Genomic DNA, 20,771 nt, shown 5'->3' with positions numbered 1-20,771 from the left:
AGAAGAACGTCGATTAGAGCGTTGTCTATTTTTTGTATATGTCTCTTTGCTATTCTTTTTGTTGGTATATGCCAACATTACGCAAGAGGGGGATTTGCAAAAAATGAAGAAAAAAGTGAGCATGGTGATCATCGCTTTGTTGCTGATCACGCAAATGATGCAAGGATGGATGTTTACACCAACCCTGCATGCTCAGGATGATATGACAGCAATTGTAACTATGGATACAGCATCAGAAGAAGGCCCAGTAACGGGGAATGGTGATAATGGAGTGTCAATGGATTCTCCCGAGTCTGATGAATCTGCTGAACAGTCAGATCTCAATTCAGAAGCTAAAGTTGATCCGGGTACTCTGGCAATGGCCAATAATGCTGCGGAAGTCATAAAAGATAATTTAATTACAAGTGTTCAAATGTATAATCAGATACCGGAGTATGATGGGAATGGAAATATTAATTTAAAAGGGGAGCGTATCGAAGATATACGACCTAGCGTTAAGGATGAGGTGGCTGTGGTCTTCACATGGGGGCTTCCAAACGATGCCCATACTTATAGTGATGGTTCCACTTTTACTTTTCGTTTACCAGACAAATTCAAAATTGGATCGCAACTAAAAGGGGATTTGGATGGTGGAGTTGGGGAATATGTCGTCAATCCCGATGGAGAGATCACGTTTACGTTTAATGACCGTATCGTAGGTGAGAAGCTGGAGGGGAATTTCTACGTTTGGATCAAGTTCGATGAGAGCAAGATGGATGGCGGCTTGAGGCAGCCAATAGACTTTAGTTCCGTTGGACAAGACATCATTAATGTGCATTTTCAGAATACAGCCATAGATAAACTCACGAAATCGGGTATCGCAAATAAGAATAATTTCAACTCGGATGAGATTGAATGGACTGTCGATTTCAACCAGGGAGAGAAGGGGATTAACAATGCCGTTCTGAATGATACGCTCTCGGCAGGTCCACTTAAGGGGAATATTGAGATTCGCGAATTGGATATTCAATTAGACGGATCTGTCAAAGAAGGAAATACAGTTAGAACAGAAACTCAGTTTCCAATTGCCTTGGGGAATATTGATAAGGCATACCGCGTGAAGTATACAACGAGTATCAAAGCACCAACAACTGCACCTTTTACAAACGTTTTGTATGAAAATAAGGTGGTTCTTACAGGTGATCAGAGCGAGTATGATGAAACTGATATCGGTAGCGTCAAGGTGAGTTTCAATGAGCCTTTGAAAAAATCCGGTCAAGAGAGTGCTTACAATCCAGTGACCCAGACGATCACATGGAAAGTGCAATACAATTACAATCAACAAGAGATTACGCAGGCGAACGCATGGATTGAAGATCGTTTTGACACAACGAAACATGAGTTGATTGATGGTTCGGTAAAAGTACGTCAAGTCGACATCGACGTTGATGGCAAGCCAGCGGGTTCTGCTTTAGTCGATTCCAACGAATACACACTCACAGGAGTGGGTACAGGCTTTGATGATGGCTTTAAATTACAATTTAAAAATGACATTACCAAGGCTTATGAAATTGAATATCAAACCAAAACGATGGATCGCGTCTATAAAGATGGTACGGTAACAAATACGGTCAATATGTATGACGGTACAGAAAAAGAAGGCAAAAGGGACATTCAGGAAATCATTTTTGCGAAAAGTGTTCAAAGTGAAAATTTTAATACCAAGGAGATTGAGTGGAAGATTGTTCTAAACCGTGATTTGAAAGAGATGACGGACATCGTCATTACGGACAATTACGCAGGAAGACATATGAAGCTCATTCCGGGTAGTCTACAAATTAGTGGCGATCAGAAAGATCAATTCGAACTTGAGCCCGTTGCTGATCCAGATGATATACATTTTGAAAAAGGATTCTCTATTCAGTTGAAGGCTGACGGTATAATCAATAAAGAGCATGTGATTACGTATAAGACCAGCTTTGATCCAACGGCAGGTATGCCAACAAACAATGAATATCGTAACCAGGCTACTTTGAATTGGAAGGAGTCAAATGTACCACAAGCCTCGATTACCAAATCGGCTGTAGTCAAACCGCAAGATTATACGATACAGAACGGCAACAAGAAGGGAGAATACAGCGCGAAGGACAAAACGATCACCTGGACGATTGATGTGAATTATAATTTATATGATATCCAGAACGCTATTCTCAAGGATGCGTATACGGGTAACCAATCTTTTGTAGATGGCTCTTTGAAAGTAAATAAGCTCACACTAGCGGGAGCGAATAATGTCATTGACATTGGTGATGAAGTTGTACTGACAGCAGGGCAATTCCAATTGAACTCGGACGGTAAGGGTTTTGCATTAAACCTCGGAAACATTGGAAAGTCGGCCTATCGTGTTGTGTATAAAACCAGTTTGGATGGGAATTTTGCAGTAGAGGGTACGTATTCCAATCATGCTATCTTGACGGATGGTGAGGGGGGAACGGTACGTTTTGAGAAGTCAGTGTCGGTCATACCTGAACACGGTGGCGTCTACGTACACAAAACAGGACAGCAACTAGGTTCAAGTGATAAAGCTTCTTGGACTGTAAATATCAACCCAAGCCAATCTTATATAGCCGCAGGTTCCGTATTGACAGATACGTTATCAGATAATCAGATTTTGCTTGCAGATACGTTAAAGCTATATGCGACAGATCTGCCTGCGGACAACTCAGGGAATGTGTCCACCAAGGCTCGTTTGGTTGATGCTGATGAGTATGAACTGATTGTGGAAGGCAATACATTTACATTCACCTTTAAGAATGAGATGAAGACTGCTTTTATATTGGAGTATCAATCCTTTATTAATGCCGATAGCGGGGAGAGAATAGGAAATAAAGTTGAATTCGCAGGACAGTCTTCGTCGGTGACGGGGTCAGATCACCAGACAGGTATTCAGGTTTCCATGGCTGGAGCAGGCGGGGGAGCTTCTACAGGTGTTGGCAAAATCAAGATTTATAAAGTGGATGATACAGGCCGTCCTCTTGAGGGAGCCATATTTGCTATCTATAACGCGTCCGGAACGACGCTTCTGGAAACGTTGAAACCAACCGATGTCAATGGAGAGGTCGAGACCTCCAGAAAATACAGATTTAACGATCAAACCAATGGTCTGCCATACAAGTTAAAGGAAGTTTCTGCACCGAACGGCTATTTGATTGATCCGGATTATGGAGCTTCTACAGGGAAAACAATTGATTTCAAAGACCCTGATCAACCCTTTGAAATTATGAATGAAAAAATTCGACAGGGCTTTGAATTAACGAAAGTGGATTCTGTGGATTCATCGAAGACGTTGAAAGGAGCAACATTTGAACTCTATTTGAAGAATGGCCCGTCCCGAGATAAAATTGCGGAGTTAACTACAGGTGATGATGGAAGGATCGCCAAAGGAAGTCTCGAACCAGGGGACTATGAATTAATAGAAACTGAAGCACCTGCGTACTATCAATTGGATGCAACACCAGTTCCGTTTACAATTGCAGCGAATCAAACCCGGATACTCTCTCTTTCTCATATGAATGTGCAGGGCTCGGGTGGCAAGCTGGTTGTTACAAAAGTGAATGCCAAGGATCATTCCGTATTAAGCGGAATTGAATTTGAACTGCGTGACAGTAACGCTGATGTGATCGCCAAAAAAGTGACGGATCTAAACGGAGTGATTGAGTTTGACAGCTTGCCGTATGGCCCTTATACATTGGTAGAGACCAAGGCAGAAGGTTTCGTTATTGAACAACCTGAAACGGATGTACCGATTACCAAACCAGAAACTCTATTAACGATTGAAAATAAAGAAAATGACCGTTCCGTTAAGTTGGTTAAATATAACTCAGGCAAATCGCAACATCTGCAAGGCGCCGTTTTTGAATTACGTGCTCAAAGTGCTCTCATGGATGCCAACGGTGTTTGGGAATTCAAAGTGGTTACAGGCATTGATGAAGCCAAACTGATTACCAATTCAAATGGTGAGATTGTGCTGAAAGACCTGAAGCCCAATAAGTATCAGCTGGTTGAAATAAAAGCACCAACAGGGTATAGACTGGACCAAACGCCGGTTGAATTCGAGATTACGGATAAACAGACGGAAACCGTAGTGGTGGAAAAGATGAATATCGCCATTCCCGTACCGGGCGGGCCAAGTGAGCCTTATAATCCGGGAACGCCAAGTACAGGAACACCGAATCCAGGAACATCAGTGCCAGATCCATCAACACCAGAACCATCAACACCGGACACAACGGTTCCAGGCACGGTGGTAACGCCTGGAACTTCAGAACCAGAGGATGGGACGGATAATCCAACGGAGCCGGATGCTGGAGACTCTCCTTCCAATCCAGGAGAGTCGACTGTTGATGAAGAAGAGCCTTCAGATGTTGCCAATGCTGGCGATGCTATTAGCCCAGGAGCGGATCAAACATCCTCTCCTGCAGATACGAATGTCGCAGCAACAGAGGAGGAAAGGAAAGATGGTTCTTTCCTAGGCATGCTGCCTAAAACAGGAGAAGAGAGTACATGGGGACACACTCTTGTAGGGACTCTTATGATTATTCTCGGTAGTATGGGATACTTGTATCTTCGTCGAAGACAACAGATGAATTCGTAGACGGGAACATGTAACCTCGGACATGACTTTACATCTACACTAAAACACCCCCAGCATAAGCGCTTCGGAGATTCAGAATCACCGCGCGCATGCCAGGGGTGTTTTTGGTTTCTACAGCATGTTTATGGCAGGTCACGCTGAGCAACCTCTGAAGTCACTTGGACGGCTCTTATAATCAGCCGATGCGTTGGATTTACTAATGGATCACAGGTAATCAAGGTGAGCACCTGTCCCAGATGTGGATCCTCAAGTACGGACAAGTCCGTAGGCTCCACAACGGATATCTGATCCACTTTATATTGGATATGGGTCTGATCTGCCAGAGTGACTTTAATCCAATCACCAATCTCCAATTCTCCCATTCGGTTGAACAGGCGTCCTTTTTTGTGAGCACGATGGGCAGCTATCGCTGCATTTCCTTCAGTTCCGATGCGGGCCGTCTCCACAAGATGCGTTGCTGCAACCTTCATATTGCTTTCGGTTGCATCCTCCAGAATGGGCAGTTGCACATCAATCTCATCAATTGTAATAACCCCCAGTGCATGGGGATAACCTTCCTGTTCTTTGTCTTCGGTCTCATCATCGATTGAGTTGGGATCCAGTCTTGCTTGTTCAAAAGAATCATTGATTTTAGTTAGGTCGAGTTGTAGCTGTTTCAGATCATCCATGACTTTGGCTTGCTGCCAGTCAAAATACTTTTCTTGCAGAAGAGGCAAGAAAAGAAGTAAGATCCCGAGAACAACAAGCATGGAAAAAAAGAATTTCATCATACGTGTACCCCTTTTGTCCCAAAATAGATTAACTGTTCTATTGTAAACATAGGGACATATACAAAACCTGGACAAATCAAACAGGCAGCCTTTTCTTTCGTTGAAAGAAGGAAGGCTACCTGTTTGATTTCATGGAGTAACCCCATGTTGATCGATATCATTATCTGGGCATAATTAATCTGGTGATGTTGTAAAATCACATTCCTGTAATGGTACAACTTTTGTTTTCTTAATAAATTTATAACCCAGCCATAAGATCAGGAACAGCGGAACGCTTAAATAGGCGACGAGGGCTCCGCTCCAATCAATTTGATCCCCCGTAAACGCCTGATAGTTCTGTCCAATAATGACGATGATACATAACACAAAAGCAAAGATCGGCCCAAATGGGAACCAGCGTGCACGGTAGGGCAGATCGTTTAAATCCCGACCTTGGGCTACATACGCGCGGCGGAAGCGATAATGGCTGATGGCAATGCCGAGCCAGGTGATAAACCCACACATACCAGATGCATTAAGAAGCCAGGTGTACACAATACCATCACCGAAAAGGGAGGCTAGAAAAGCAAGCATACCCACCGCTGTGGTCAAGAGAAGGGCATTCATTGGAATGCCTTTTTTGTTCAGCCGACCGAGGAAGCGAGGCGCTTTGCCATCCCGGGCAAGAGCATACAGGACACGACTTGAAGCATACATGCCTGAATTTCCGGCAGACAGTACAGAGGTCAAAATAACAGCATTCATGACGGAAGCAGCAATAGCCAGACCCGCTTTTTCAAAGACAAGAGTGAACGGACTAACTCCGATGTTATTCAGATCACCTTTAAGCAGATTCGGATGTGTATATGGAATGATCAGACTGATGACTGTAATCGCCAGAATGTAGAAGATCAGAATACGCCAGAACACTTGCCGGATAGCACGAGGGACATTTTCACGCGGATTTTCGCTCTCACCGGCTGCGACACCAATGAGCTCCGTTCCTTGGAAAGAGAACCCTGCAGCCATAAATACACCGAGAACCGCAAAGAATCCGCCATGGAATGGTGCGTCTCCAACAGTAAAGTTGCTGAATCCTACCGCTTCTCCACCGATAATGCCGAAGATCATGAGCACACCAACGGTAAGGAAGATGATTACTGTAGCGACTTTGATAATGGCGAACCAGTATTCCGACTCTCCATATCCTTTAACGGACAACACATTTAGTGCAAAGATTAATACGAGAAACAACAGACTCCACAACATGGATGAACTGTCAGGGAACCAGTATTTGATGAGTACGGTTGCGGCAGCGAGTTCTGCCGCAATGGTGACGGCCCAGTTGTACCAGAAGTTCCAACCCATCGCGAACCCAAGGGCCGGATCGACGAAGCGGGCCGCATACGTATTGAATGAACCGGAGTCGGGCATGAAGGTAGCCAGTTCCCCGAGACTGGTCATTAGAAAGAAGACCATAATGCCGACGGCAGCATAAGCAATCAGTGCACCGCCGGGGCCTGCATTGGAAATGGCGGTTCCGCTTGCGAGGAACAGTCCAGTACCAATGGATCCACCGAGTGCAATCATGGTCATATGCCGTGCGCGTAGTCCTTTTTTCAGGGTAGGTCCTGTTGTAGTTTGGTTGTTGCAGTCTTGCATGGAAACACTCCTTCTTTCAGCGTACTAATGGGTTCAGAACAATGGAAAAAAACACAAAAGACCGCAGGCATTAGCCTGCGGTCTTTATTATCAATCGTCCGCACCTCGTCCCAAATGTTTAAGATAGCTCAACACAGAAGAAATCATACCCTCCTAGGAAGGCACATCATGCATCTGTGACAGTTCTGCACCTTTCGGCAACAGCCCCAGCCGCGCTGGACAACGTAAGGAACCGTCCTGCGGGCTTCGGCGGGTGCACCTTTCGGCTGAATTCATAAGCGGCTCCTTAGCGCCTCCTTCAGCGTACTGATCGCACCCGCGACCTCTACCTCATCATCATGGATGAGGTGTATCTATTGTCTATGAAATTATAAATCACAGAACGTAACACTCAATGTTCTGTTGAGTAAACAGACAATCAGTATAACCCCCATGGTATTCCAGTGCAATAACAATTGTTGGATATGAATCGAAAGGACTACTCCGACGTCTTGTTACGCCCAGCCATCTGCTGCCATACGGTTCCGGCTGCCTGTTCCCCGGATTCAATCCGTTCCAGTGCCATTTTGGCTTGCAGGCTGACTTCAAACTCAGGATCTTCGGCTGCCTTCCGCAGAGCTTGCTCAGCTTCTTCGGTTCCCACTTCGTACAAGAAGCGGGCTGCACGCCAGCGTACAAGCTTGCTTTTATCGGATAACGTAGCTGTCATGGCTACAGTTGCTGCAGGATCCCCGATATCGGAGAGGGTATCTCCGGCAGTCCGACGTACAGCGGGTGAACTATCCTGCAGAGCTTCGTACAGCAGTTCCATCGCTTCCGGTGTGCGGATATCACCTAGATATACAACAGCCAGCCTGCGAATCTGCATTTTATTATCATGAAGTGCATGGGCAACGAGTGGCAGTCGTTCCGCTGTAGGCTCCATACCATCAAATGCAGCGTAGCGAACATTCCAGTCCTCATTATGCAGAGCCTCTTCAAGCTCGGCACCATCCAGCTGACGGCGACGTTCCACGAACTCTTCAGAATTGGTGCCGTGCTCAATAGCTTGTTGAATTACGCGTTCCAGACGATCAGGCGGATATGCTGCTTCCAGCTCCTGTTCAACTTCTCTTGCGATTTCAGGCAATTCCCCGTAGCGGACGCCATAATCACTCAGTTTCCGTTCCTTGATCAGCGTAGCGCTGGCGACTTCAGTAACGGCTTTGACGAACCGATCCGAGAGCGAAATCCGCTCTTCCTTGGCACCGGCTTTGACTCGAATTTGCATCGGCACACCTCTGAAGAATTGGACGAATACCTGTGCTTCACCGAAGTGTTCACCAGAGGCATCTTCAGATTCAATCCAGTCCAGATCAATACCCTGCTGGCCAAGACGGCTTTGAACTTCGCCAAGAATGACGGACCAATCCGCATTTCCCTTGCGATCGAGCGCTACGAAGTCGGTTGTGTGGAATACACTTTTTACTCCGGGAATATGAAGCATCTGGCGAATAAACGCCGGAGCAGACCGTTCGTTATCCAGTGTATATGTTCTGCGGATCCCGTCCTCCAGACGTTCGTCCAGATGCAGCATCATCGTATTGGGACTGGGTGTTGGTTCAATGGAAACAATATTCATCGGTTCATAACCTCCTGTACCGGATTCATTCTTAAAGTTCCCGCAATGGACACGGGCATATCCCTATTTTACATGAATTGCCGCAAACTGCGAAATGGGTAATGAACCTTACACAGTTTGTGAAGAAGTACGAAGATAGTTAACACTTCTTTTATGTTCATTCATGAACATTTTTAAATGAAGATTGGCACAATAAGAAGAGAGAATGAACTGGAGGTTATTGCTATGGAACCCATTACCGTACTTTCGGACGGAAGTCGTGGTATTGATTATGACAATATGATTGAATTGTTGAATGAGTGGATAATAGACGAGCAGAGGGAGTCCGCAGTAAACAAAGAAAAGAAAGTGGATAGCAAGGGGGAGGGAGAATGGGGCAAAGCTCACTGCTGTATTGTCGATTATCAGGACGCCGGGCAAGCCGTTTCAGCATCAAATGCCATTCGGGCATTTATGCCTCAGATTCCATTACTGGTGATTACGGATTTTCAATGCCTTATTCGCAAGCGTCATTCGCAGCTTGTTACGGGCACAGGTCTGATGAAGATGATCCTATGGCACGAGAAAGAACCAGATAGGCTGATCATGGAAATCCAAAAATGGTTACATTCTTTTGCATACAAAACAAAAACAGCTCAGCCCTCAACTCAGTCGATGAGACGATGACAGAGAGAGGACATGAGCCATTATTTCATTCCGGCGTGTATTAAATGACGTATTTATATCCCGTTCCCCAAACCGTCTTAATATACCTTGGATTTTTGGGGTCGGGTTCAATTTTTTTGCGAAGACTGGAGATGTGTACATCAATTGTGCGGTCCAGATAAGCTCGTTCTGAGCCTTTAATTCGATCCATGAGTTCATTGCGGGTGAACACTTTGCCGGGATTTCGGTACAATTCCTTCATAATTTCAAACTCAATATGAGTGACCTCGATTTCAATGCCATCTACAAACAGAGTTCTTCTGTACTCATTCACACTGACATGTCCGACAACTTCAGCCGGTTTATCCTCTTTTATTGGCTTGTCCGGGTAAGATATAGCCGATCTGCGCAGTAATGCCTTAATACGTGCATCAAGCTCTTTCAGACTAAAGGGTTTACAAAGAAAATCATCTGCACCATTGTGTAATGCTCGGAGCCGATCATTCAGCATGGTGCTGGCCGAGATCATCAATATGGGTACAGTCGAGTGCTGGCGAAACGCATCAACCAGATCATTACCGTCTGTTTCAGGCAGCATCAAGTCAGTGACTACAATATCGGGCTGGAATCGTGGAAAAAGTTGAAGTGCTTCGCGTGCATGATGAACCCGTTCAGTTATGTAACCCTCCTCCTCAAGAAAGAAAGCAATCATGTCGGCCAGATTTTTCTCATCTTCTATAAGAAGAACTTTGATAGACATTGAGGTCACACTCCTGATGAAATGAATTTGTTAAGAAACTTCTAAAAAAATGGCGTAATTTGTATGGAAATGCTGCAAAAATTTTAATGTTTGTATTCCAGAATATAGGATGCATATGTAGAAAGTTCTATAGAGTTGAGGCCAAACTTCAGTATTTTACCATGAATGAAGAGCATTTGCCGATCATTCAAAATTTCCCAAAGCTACATTGAGTATTAATTACAGTATAATGTATCAGAACGGTTTGAGGGAAATAAAGTAACTCTTACGAGCTTTAATCCATAGGAGGTACCAACGTTGTTGTTGAATGCAAACGTAGAAATTAATCATAAGGACGGCTGCCTATGGACTACATAAGGGTAAATAAGGTGTTGGAGTGGATAGTAATCAAACTCCGTATTCCGTGGTTGGGTACGGCTATACTTATTATCCTGGGTACGTTGGGAACGATCTTTCCGTTGACTCTTTTTTACGGGGTACAGCTGTTGTTCGGCACAGCAGCAACTTTTATTGCCTTGCGCTTACATGGAGCCATATACGGATTCACTACTTTGATAGCAATCTGTACCTTGGGTGTGTTATTCGCGGGTCTAGTCCCAAATAGTTTTTTTATGATTGGCGCTCATACTATTGAATTAATCTGGATGCTGGGATGGCAGATCCGATGGAAGAATGGAAGTGTCATGAAGGCCAATGCTGCATTCTGGGTCGCGATGTTATTGCCAGTGACCTGTTATGGATACATTATGGGCATGAATCTTGAAGAATTAAAATATACCTACATGCATGTCGCTGTGACCAGTATGGTTAACGCGCTGATCGCAGGTATTGTGGTAGATTTCTGGATTACAAATGGCGAGTTGAAGTCGAAACGAACAGGAACCATTCCGCTCACACGAATTGCATTTAAATACGTCGTATCCTTTGTAGTCGTTGTCTCTCTTGTTCTATTATCGGCCGACAGTCGAAGACAGTTAGGTCAGATCAATAACTCCATTGTATCTAATCTAAAACACGCTGCGAATGCCGTTATCAAGGATTTAAATGATCAATATCTAACCGAAGAGAACATGCACCAGAGCATGGAACGTTATCATCATCTGCTCGATGTAAATGTCATCATTCTGGATCCAAATAATAAGGTTGTAGCTTCTGGACTGGATACGCTTCCGCAGGGAAGTTACCTGGATATCAACAAATATCGTTTTCTCAAGCCAGGGGAGAACAGTATCTTATTCCATTCTGGGGATGCTTATTATAGTGATGTGCTTACTCACTGGAAACAGGCATCGTTTATGTATGAAGCAGATATGACCACGAGTACCCCTTATCGAGTTTTTGTTGAGACCAACTCAGCCAATTATTACAAACGTATTGAGGCGATCTATCTGACTACGCTTCAATCTCTGTTTATCATTTTCGTGGTATCCATGATTGTGGCTGCTCCACTTAGCAAGAAAGTCGTAAGTCCAATGAAACGCCTCACACGGATGACAGGCTCCCTTCCCAGACTATTATTTCGTAATGGTAAGATGGATTGGCCGACCAGCCACGTTACCGAAGTGCAGATTCTAATTGGCAATTTGCGCAAAATGGCCGATGTGCTCCTTGAACAATTCGAGCAGATACGTCAGGACAAGCTTACGCTTGAAGATAGGGTCAGAGAACGAACCAAAGAGCTGAAGAATAGTGAAGAAATCAAACGGGCAATCATAGATTCATCTATTGATGCCATTATTGCTGTGGATTTAAACGGACTGATTATTGAGTTTAATCCGGAAGCCGAAAGAATGTTTGGATTGAAACGGGAAGAGGTTGTATTAGAAAAAGAGGCCCCATCCCTTTTTCAGGGAGCGAGCTGTATGGAAATCAAGGAAATGCTGAACCAATGTGAGTATATCCGGGGGAAACGGCATGTCATCGTCGAAGAGATTTCAGGTATTCGCCGGGATGGTTCCGTTTTTCCGATTGAGTACAAAATAGTAGAAATTCAGCTGGGCAATAACGAAATGCTGTATAACTTATTTATCAAGGATATTACCGAGCGGACAAGAGCTGAAGAAGACCGTGTACGTCATGCGCTGGCTCTGGAGAAGCTGAATGCGGAGTTGTTTCATGAAAAAGTTGCCATTCAGGAACAGCGGGATATCAGCGAGCATTTCATTGAATCGGTTCGGGAAGGACTGGTCATGTCTGATCGTTCCGGCACCATCACGATAGTTAACAGAAGAATTGAAGAAATGTTTGGTCTCGGAGATTTTTCGGGCAGATCTATCGTAGATTTAGCCAATGCCATTGATACCCTTGTGTTAACCGCTGATTTCAATTTGGTGGAGCAGACTCGTGCTTTTCTGAACGGAGAACTGGCCTTTGTGGAAGCAGAATTTATATTCAATGATGTGGAAAAGAGTGTATTTTCCCTATACATGAAGCAAATGGATGTTCCCGGTAAAAACCATGGATTTCTTCTGGTGTTCCGTGATCGTACGGAGGAAGAACGCCTGAATCGGATGAAAAACGAACTGATCAGCGTGGTGTCCCATGAGCTTCGTACCCCTGTAGCGACCATTATGGGCTATGTGGAACTAATGATGATGTATGATCTTCCCGCTTCACAGCGTCAGGACTTCATGGAAACCATTTCTTCGGAAGGTGCACGGCTGAGTAGTCTGCTGGATGATGTACTTGATATTCAACGTCTGGACAATGAAGGCATGACCTACCATAAGACGTATGTACCCTTGCTTGAGTTGGTTGAGGGTGTTGCTGAGCAATGGAATATGCAATCCATTCAGCGCATCTATGTACATGCGTTTAATGGAGACTTTTTTGCTTATGCGGACCAGAACCGGATGGTTCAGCTGCTGCATAATTTGGTTGGTAATGCAGTCAAGTACTCACCTGGAGCAGACCGAATTGATATTACGCTGTGGGAAGAAAAAGAATGGTTATGCATCGATGTACGTGATTATGGAATAGGTATTCCAGAGAATGTGCAGGACCTGCTATTTACGAAGTTTTATCGTGTGGACAATTCGGATCATCGTCAGATTGGCGGGACTGGACTGGGACTTTACATTTCACGCAAAATTGTAGAGGACCACCAGGGAACGCTTACCTTTATATCCGCACCTCACAAAGGAAGCACGTTCAAGGTTCGATTGCCTAAGCAAGACGAACTTTTGTAAGGCAAGAGAAGCCTTTATCTAATAGGATGCTTTTATCCTGAAATAGATAAAGGCTTTTTTTGTTTTTCAAAATTTTCCGGATAAAAAAACAACTTCTTTTGCAAACTGTCTATAGAGCCATAATTTGCATGCCATGCAAAAGGGAGGACGGCAGGTCTATGTTCCGTAAACAAGAGAAAACCCTTATTATCGTCTGCCTGGTGGCAGCCGTGATTGTGCTGTATGCCGTTGTCAAAAGTATTATCCGGATTATGAGTTATTGAGCCATACCGTCACACAGGCGATATGAAGTCGTACATAACGATTAAGTGAAAGAGGAGTGTAACCCCATGTCATCCCTGGACCCTGTTCTGCTCAGCCGGATGCTGACCGGTCTAACCTTGTTTGTGCACATCATTTTTGCCTCCATTGGTGTAGGTGTTCCGCTCATGATCGCCTTGGCTGAATGGCGCGGACTGCGCACCAATGATATCCATTACACCTTGCTGGCGCGCAGATGGGCGCGAGGTTTCGTCATTACCGTTGCCGTTGGTGTGGTTACGGGCACCTCAATCGGTTTACAGCTCAGCCTCTTGTGGCCGATGTTCATGCGGGTAGCGGGGCAGGCCATTGCCTTGCCGCTGTTTATGGAGACGTTCGCTTTTTTTGTGGAGGCGATCTTTCTTGGAATCTACCTTTACACATGGGACCGTTTCAAAAAGAAATATACCCATATGTTGCTGTTGATTCCGGTGGCACTGGGATCCTCTGCTTCTGCGATATTCATTACAACAGTGAATTCTTTTATGAACCAACCTCAGGGGTTTACCCTGATTAATGGCATCATGAAGGATATCCATCCGATTGCTGCGATGCTGAATCCAGCTACCCCGACCAAGGTATCTCACGTGCTCGCCTCGTCATACACATTGAGTGCGGGTATATTGGCAGGCATCGCCGCATTCAGCTTGCTTCGGGGTCGGGATCATGTGTATTACAAAAAGGCACTTAAACTTACAACGGTATGTGCGCTCGTATTTGCGGTCAGCACCGTCATGATCGGAGATTCTTCCGGTAAATTTCTAGCGAAATACCAGCCGGAGAAGCTGGCCGCTGCAGAGTGGCATTTCAAAACGATGACGAAAGCGCCGCTGGTCTATGGGGGGATTCTTGATGAGAACAATGAAGTGAAATATGCCATCGAGATTCCCTATGCACTCAGCATACTGGCGGGAAACAGACCGGATACGGAAGTGAAAGGGCTTGAAGAATTTCCGGCCGATCTGAGGCCACCGTTGTCCATTCACTATATGTTTGACCTGAAAGTGACGACAGGCGTGATCATTCTGCTGATCCCGGTGCTTTATGTGTTCCGCCGCTGGCTGCCAGGGCGCAAGCCTTATCCCAAATGGCTCTTGCTCGGCATCGTCCTGCTTGGGCCACTGGCCATGATTGCCATTGAGCTGGGCTGGATGTTCGCCGAGGTCGGCAGACAGCCATGGATATTGCGCGGCTACATGAAGGTGTCGGAAGCAGCAACAACATCATCCTCCGTAGGCTGGATGCTGGTTCTGTTTATTTTGCTGTACCTGATCCTTTGCTTCTCAGCTATTCGGGTACTCAGCAAGCTTTTCCGTAACAAGGAAGCAGAGAAGGAACTGGAGTCTCTCGGTCTGGAAGGAGGGATCGTGCATTGAGCTTTGAAATTGCAGGCATCGCGATCTTGTGGACGTTTTTGTTTGGATATCTGATTGTGGCTTCAATTGACTTTGGGGCCGGTTTTTTCAGCTTTTACAGCATATTAACCGGACACGAGAACAAAATTCATAACATTATTCAGCGCTATCTCTCACCCGTGTGGGAAGTGACGAATGTGTTTTTGATCTTTTTTGTGGTTGGTCTGGTCGGATTTTATCCGGATAGCGCTTTTTATTATGGGACAGCGTTGCTTGTTCCGGGTTCATTGGCGATTGTGCTGCTTGCGATCCGGGGCGTGTACTACGCCTATAATACCTATGGGAACCATGGGAACAACAGCCGGATCTACATGGCATTGTACGGAGCGACGGGATTGCTGATTCCCGCAGTGTTTTCCACCATTTTGGCGATATCCGAAGGTGGAATTATTGATCAGGTAGGTGATCAGGTTTTTTTTCGCTGGCGTGAGTTTTTGACGAATCCGTATACCTGGTCGGTTGTATTGCTTGCACTGGTAAGTGTGCTCTATATCTCCGCGATGTTTCTTTCCTACTATGCCAAGCGGGCAGAGGATGAGACTGCGTTTGAGGTTCTGCGGGAGTATGCACTCCTTTGGAGTCTGCCTACGATCTTTGCCAGCTTTCTGGCATTTTTGCAAATTAATAAACAGAATCCCGCACACTTTGAGCAGATGTTAAATATCTCATGGATGTTTATCGCATCTTTTATCTGTTTTGTGATCGCCGTCTCGCTGGTATGGAAACGTAAATATTTGGGCTGGTGTTTTATCGCCGTCATGCTGCAGTTTGCCTTTGCCTGGTACGGCTATGGGCGCTCACATCTTCCATACATTCTGTATCCGTACATTAATATTTACGACAGCTTTACGAACAAGACGATGGGTATTGCGCTCATTACGGCGTTCAGCCTGGGACTGCTGGTGCTCATTCCTTCACTCGTGCTCATTATGAAGCTGTTTCTGTTTGATGCCAATTATGTGCGAGGTAATGCTGGCAAAAAGAAAGGATGAGTCCGTTCATGCTTCCCAACATGCTGTTCGTCATGATTCCACGGTTGCTTCTCAGCTCTGACGCGGGGGTAACGGGTATTCCGGGTATAACGGGATTAAGTTTTTTTGAGACTTTTACGATTATGTACGCCCCACCACTGATTATCGTGGCTGCAATTGCGTTTTTGTTCGTCTACTTGGCGAAATGTAAAAATCCAAAGGATTGATTCGTTGGTACGTACTTTCCAATTCGGGGTAATCTTTTGTTAAGATACGAGGAGGGGAGGAGGGCCCTTTCATGCCGAAAATCCGTTATAACAACATTGATAATGTAAGTACGGACAAGACGCTGAAGGAATTCAAGCAATGGAGGGAGCAACGGCGCAGCAAAGTTAAGGATTATTCCTACACCGTGCCCAAGCACCCACCTGAGCTGGATTATCTGCACGCCAACCGGGCTGAAACCACGATTACCTGGATTGGTCATTCCACGTTTTTCATTCAATATCATGGACTAAACATCGTGACAGACCCGGTCTGGGCCGAAAAAATGGGATTTCAGCGCAGACTCGGTGCCCCTGGCATTCCGATTCAGGATATTCCGCCTCTGGATGTCATTTTGATCTCGCATTCACACTATGATCATTTGCATCTCGCATCGCTGCGGAAGTTGGTCACGGCCAAAACACTGCTCATCGTTCCCGATGGTCTCAAGCGCAAAATGGTGCGCAAAGGGTTCCATCGTTGTCATGAGATGAAATGGTGGGAACATATTACGCTTGGCGGTGTCAAAATAACCTTTGTGCCTGCGCAGCACTGGACGCGCCGAACCCTATTCGATACCAATACGTCCCATTGGGGCGGTTATGTATTGGAACAGAATCACCCGGCAGTCATTCCATCCGAGGAGAGTGCCGCGACGAGTGAAGACCGAGATTATAAAAATTCCCGAGCAGCAGGAACGGATGATCCAATAGAAACATCGGCTGATCATTCTCCTGGCGGTCCGCCAGTGATTTATTTTGTAGGGGATACAGGATACTTTCAGGGATTCAAAACGATCGGAGAACGCTTTGACATCGGAGTTACCCTGATGCCAATCGGTGCGTATGACCCGGAATGGTTCATGACATCCCAGCACGTGACGCCGGAAGAAGCGTTACAGGGATTTGTGGAAACGGGTTCCCAGCTTATGGTTCCCATGCATTATGGAACATTTAAGCTGGCGGATGACACACCCAAGGAAGCACTTGATCGAATGGAAGTGGAACGAGAACGACTGGGAATCAATGCAGAACGCATTCGGGTGCTGGGACATGGCGAGACGCTCCGCATCCGGCACGAAGAAAGTAAACAAGACTAACAAAAGTGATCTAGATATGCTAATGTAAGGGTATACCCGCATGAACGGTACATTTACCAAATCTTTAACGATTAAAAAGCGGCCAATTTTCGAATTTGCCGCTTTTTTGTGTTATAATATGGTGCCAGAATAGGCTTCGGGATATTGAATCCATGATTGATGCAAGTTGCTATTCATGCAGTATGCAGAATATTAAATAAAGGATGGTATGCTTAATGATTAGTACAAGCGGCATCACGCTCCGCTACGGAAAACGTGCACTTTTTGAAGATGTGAATATCAAGTTCACGCCAGGCAACTGTTACGGTCTGATCGGCGCCAACGGAGCCGGCAAATCAACATTTTTGAAAATTTTGTCCGGTGAAATTGAAGCAAACTCGGGAGAGGTGCACATCACCCCGGGCGAACGCATGGCCGTTTTGAAGCAAAACCACTTTGAATATGATGAGTATCCGGTTCTCGAAACTGTAATTATGGGCCACGGCCGTCTTTATTCCATCATGAAGGAGAAGGACGCATTGTATGCCAAAGCGGACTTTACTGAAGAAGATGGTTTGCGCGCAGGTGAGCTTGAAGGTGAGTTTGCTGAACTGAACGGTTGGGATGCTGAGCCGGATGCAGCGGCACTCCTGATCGGTCTCGGAATTGAACGTGACATGCATGAGAAAAAAATGGTTGATCTGAGCGGTAACGAAAAAGTTCGTGTCCTGCTTGCACAAGCCTTGTTTGGTCGTCCAAACAACCTGTTGCTCGATGAGCCTACCAACCACTTGGACCTCGAATCCATTCAATGGCTGGAAAACTTCCTCATGGACTATGAAGGTACCGTTATTGTAGTATCCCATGACCGTCACTTCCTGAACAAAGTATGTACACACATTGCAGATATCGATTTCGGTAAAATCCAGCTGTACGTAGGCAACTACGATTTCTGGTATGAATCCAGCCAATTGGCACTTGCTTTGCAACGTGATGCTAACAAGAAAAAAGAAGAGAAGATTAAAGAGCTGCAAGCCTTTATTCAACGTTTCTCTGCGAATGCTTCCAAATCGAAGCAAGCGACTTCGCGTAAGAAACAACTCGACAAAATCACGTTGGATGATCTTCGTCCATCGAACCGGAAATATCCGTTCATCAACTTCAAGCCTGAGCGTGAAGCGGGCAAACAATTGTTGACCGTTGACCGTATCAACAAAACAATTGATGGTGTGAGCATGCTGAATGATCTCAGCTTTGTGGTGAATAAAGGAGATAAAATTGCCTTTGTTGGCCCAAATGGTAATGCCAAATCGTTGTTGTTTGATATCCTTATGGGTGAAACCGAAGCGGATAGTGGCGAATACACTTGGGGTATTACTACAACTCAGGCTTATTTCCCGAAAGACAACTCCAAATATTTTGACGGAGTAGATATGAGTCTCGTGGATTGGCTTCGTCAATATTCCAAAGATCAGGATGAAACGTACCTGCGTGGATTCTTGGGTCGTATGTTGTTCTCAGGCGAGGAATCCCTGAAAAAAGCAAGTGTCCTCTCCGGGGGCGAGAAAGTCCGTTGTATGTTGGCGAAAATGATGCAAACAGGCGCTAATGCCCTGATTTTGGATGAGCCAACGAACCACTTGGATCTGGAGTCCATTACCGCACTGAACAATGGTATGATTGATTTTGACGGCACTATGCTGTTTACATCCCATGACCATCAGTTCATTCAAACTATCGCTAACCGGATTATTGAAATTACGCCAAACGGCGTTATTGATCGCCAAATGAGCTATGATGAGTATCTGGAAAGTGACGAAATTAAAGAATTGCGTAACAAGATGTATCCGGTAGAAGCTTAAGATAAGCTCATCTGTCTACATTGAGTATGGTTAACCTGGTTAACTATGCGTTTCTATAAAAGATAAAAAAGAACCACAAGCCTCCTCTGGAGAGTTGCGGTTCTTTTTTTTTGGTCATACATGGCGATCCTGTAGCCATAGAATCAGCTCATACAAGAGCTTTTTGCGGTCTAGGATCCGCCAGTACGGCGGCGTTGATTGTTAGGCTTTTTGTTGTTTTGGCTCTTCATTGCTTTAGGGCCGCCTTCAAAATAGGCACTGGATTGGTTACCCGTGTTTGCCTGTTCTTTCTTCTGAGCCAGTTTCTGGCGTATAGCATCCTGCAAACTGATCTTTTTCGGTTCGTTATTATCGCTCATCGTTATTTCCCTCCCGGTCTTACAGTAAGCCGTCCAAATTGGACGGGATGTACTCATTTTATACGTTTTACAAAAGCCCCACAAGGGCAACCTGATAAAATGCTGAAAACCTTCACTTTTTTGACTGGGCCAACATTTTTTCTCTTCACCTACAGCCCTGCGGTCTGGCAACTTTGTTTCGGCTTCCCTACAGCAATGCAGCTTAGCAACACTGTTTCTGTAGACCCACACAGTACGCATTTGGTAACATGGAACAACCGTAATACGAAACGTTAAAGGAGTGTCGCCCGGTTTGAACGCCTACGAAGAAATACGCAAAGGAGAGCGCGGAGCTTGGGTCAGTATTGTGGCCTACCTGGTCTTGTCTGCTTTTAAATTGATCTGCGGATATTTGTTTGCTTCCAGCGCTTTGCTGGCGGATGGTTTTAATAACCTTACAGATATAGTTGCGTCTGTTGCTGTATTGATTGGACTTCGCATATCCCAGAAGCCACCTGATTCCGATCATGCATATGGTCACTTTAGAGCGGAAACGGTCGCAGCCCTAATTGCTTCATTTATTATGGCCATGGTTGGCCTGCAGGTATTGGTTGAAGCGGTTCGTTCCTGGTATGAAGGGAACTTTGTAGCACCAAACCTTTGGTCAGCAGCAGTTGCCGTTGTCTGTGCGCTTGTAATGCTGGGCGTATATCGTTACAACCATCGTCTTGCCAAACAAATTAACAGTCAGGCTCTGATGGCTGCGGCCAAAGATAATCGTTCGGATGCTTGGGTCAGCATAGGGGCTGCGGTCGGAATCATTGGTGCCCAATTTGGACTTCCTTGGTTGGACAAAGTAGCTGCAATTGCTGTAGGTCTGTTGATTTGTAAGACAGCTTGGGAGATTTTCCGTGATTCAACACATCGTCTGACAGACGGATTTGATCAGAAAGAACTCACAGACCTAAGATCATCTGTGGCGCGAGTTCCTGGTGTAGAAATGATCAAGGACGTGAAAGCACGTGTGCACGGCAGTCATGTACTGGTAGACGTGGTTATTGAGGTGGATGGAAGACTGAGCCTGATCGAGGGTCATCAGATCTGTGACCGGGTTGAAGAGCGCTTGAAACGTTCACATAATATTATGCATGTACATGTGCATGTGGAGCCGAAGATGGAAGAAGGCACGACGGGAAGCCCTTGAAATCGGGAGGGACAAACCGGAAATAAGCGCATTTGAAATGAAAAAGAGGACAGCCGCTGCCTGCGTGCTGTCCTCTTTACT

Annotated in this window: 14 protein-coding genes and 1 riboswitch; of the genes, 9 read left to right on the top strand and 5 right to left on the bottom strand. The window is 45.4% G+C overall.

From position 1 onward, the window contains the following. Positions 1-103 precede the first annotated feature (103 nt). Positions 104-4,633, top strand: coding sequence for a SpaA isopeptide-forming pilin-related protein (locus RS891_RS27090; RefSeq protein ID WP_315793664.1), 4,530 nt, complete (start codon positions 104-106; stop codon positions 4,631-4,633). A 122-nt stretch (positions 4,634-4,755) separates the two neighbouring features. On the opposite strand, the gene RS891_RS27085 is transcribed toward RS891_RS27090, so the two are convergent. The 3 genes from RS891_RS27085 to RS891_RS27075 all read right to left on the bottom strand — a co-directional run bounded on the left by RS891_RS27085 (position 4,756) and on the right by RS891_RS27075 (position 8,665). After that, complete coding sequence (locus RS891_RS27085; RefSeq protein ID WP_315793663.1) at positions 4,756-5,403, bottom strand: class D sortase; 648 nt, start codon at positions 5,401-5,403, stop codon at positions 4,756-4,758. A gap of 174 nt (positions 5,404-5,577) precedes the next feature. Next, positions 5,578-7,044 (bottom strand): amino acid permease, encoded by a 1,467-nt coding sequence (locus tag RS891_RS27080; protein WP_315793662.1) that lies wholly within the window; start codon positions 7,042-7,044, stop codon positions 5,578-5,580. 116 nt (positions 7,045-7,160) lie between these two features. Then, positions 7,161-7,380: riboswitch (Lysine riboswitch) on the bottom strand. A gap of 142 nt (positions 7,381-7,522) precedes the next feature. Next, positions 7,523-8,665: a virulence factor gene (locus tag RS891_RS27075; RefSeq protein WP_113055396.1), complete on the bottom strand. Its 1,143-nt coding sequence runs from the start codon at positions 8,663-8,665 to the stop codon at positions 7,523-7,525. Positions 8,666-8,890: 225 nt separating this feature from the next. On the opposite strand from RS891_RS27075, the gene RS891_RS27070 reads away from it, so the two are divergent. After that, positions 8,891-9,331: a hypothetical protein gene (locus tag RS891_RS27070; protein ID WP_315793661.1), complete on the top strand. Its 441-nt coding sequence runs from the start codon at positions 8,891-8,893 to the stop codon at positions 9,329-9,331. Positions 9,332-9,371: 40 nt separating this feature from the next. Here the strand turns inward: RS891_RS27070 and RS891_RS27065 are convergent, their stop codons facing one another. Next, the gene (locus RS891_RS27065; RefSeq protein WP_113055394.1) at positions 9,372-10,070 is read right to left on the bottom strand and encodes a response regulator transcription factor; all 699 of its coding nucleotides are present in this window, start codon (positions 10,068-10,070) and stop codon (positions 9,372-9,374) included. Between the two features lie 344 nt (positions 10,071-10,414). Between RS891_RS27065 and RS891_RS27060 the strand changes: the two genes are divergently transcribed. From RS891_RS27060 to RS891_RS27035, 6 genes are all read left to right on the top strand, one after another. Further along, positions 10,415-13,258 (top strand): ATP-binding protein, encoded by a 2,844-nt coding sequence (locus RS891_RS27060; protein ID WP_113055393.1) that lies wholly within the window; start codon positions 10,415-10,417, stop codon positions 13,256-13,258. A gap of 329 nt (positions 13,259-13,587) precedes the next feature. Continuing rightward, positions 13,588-14,934, top strand: a complete 1,347-nt coding sequence (locus RS891_RS27055) for a cytochrome ubiquinol oxidase subunit I (RefSeq protein ID WP_076291251.1) — start codon at positions 13,588-13,590, stop codon at positions 14,932-14,934. Beyond that, positions 14,931-15,965, top strand: coding sequence for a cytochrome d ubiquinol oxidase subunit II (locus tag RS891_RS27050; protein ID WP_113055392.1), 1,035 nt, complete (start codon positions 14,931-14,933; stop codon positions 15,963-15,965). Before RS891_RS27055 ends, RS891_RS27050 begins: the two co-directional genes overlap by 4 nt. An 8-nt stretch (positions 15,966-15,973) precedes the next feature. Continuing rightward, the gene (cydS, locus tag RS891_RS27045; RefSeq protein ID WP_113055391.1) at positions 15,974-16,171 is read left to right on the top strand and encodes a cytochrome bd oxidase small subunit CydS family protein; all 198 of its coding nucleotides are present in this window, start codon (positions 15,974-15,976) and stop codon (positions 16,169-16,171) included. Positions 16,172-16,242: 71 nt separating this feature from the next. After that, positions 16,243-17,307, top strand: coding sequence for an MBL fold metallo-hydrolase (locus RS891_RS27040; RefSeq protein WP_113055390.1), 1,065 nt, complete (start codon positions 16,243-16,245; stop codon positions 17,305-17,307). Between the two features lie 215 nt (positions 17,308-17,522). After that, positions 17,523-19,148 carry an ABC-F family ATP-binding cassette domain-containing protein gene (locus tag RS891_RS27035; protein ID WP_113055389.1) on the top strand — a complete coding sequence of 542 codons (1,626 nt, stop codon included), beginning with the start codon at positions 17,523-17,525 and terminating at the stop codon, positions 19,146-19,148. 170 nt (positions 19,149-19,318) lie between these two features. Here RS891_RS27035 and RS891_RS27030 read toward each other — a convergent pair whose 3' ends face one another. Further along, positions 19,319-19,507, bottom strand: a complete 189-nt coding sequence (locus RS891_RS27030) for a hypothetical protein (RefSeq protein ID WP_113055388.1) — start codon at positions 19,505-19,507, stop codon at positions 19,319-19,321. A 292-nt stretch (positions 19,508-19,799) separates the two neighbouring features. On the opposite strand from RS891_RS27030, the gene RS891_RS27025 reads away from it, so the two are divergent. After that, positions 19,800-20,690, top strand: a complete 891-nt coding sequence (locus RS891_RS27025) for a cation diffusion facilitator family transporter (protein ID WP_090904714.1) — start codon at positions 19,800-19,802, stop codon at positions 20,688-20,690. The last annotated feature ends 81 nt before the right edge of the window (positions 20,691-20,771 follow it).

The sequence above is a fragment of the Paenibacillus sp. BIC5C1 genome, assembly GCF_032399705.1.
Classification (GTDB): Bacteria; Bacillota; Bacilli; order Paenibacillales; family Paenibacillaceae; genus Paenibacillus; species Paenibacillus taichungensis_A.
Note: the sequence above shows the minus strand (reverse complement) of the source record. Positions and strands in the feature narration are given on the sequence as shown.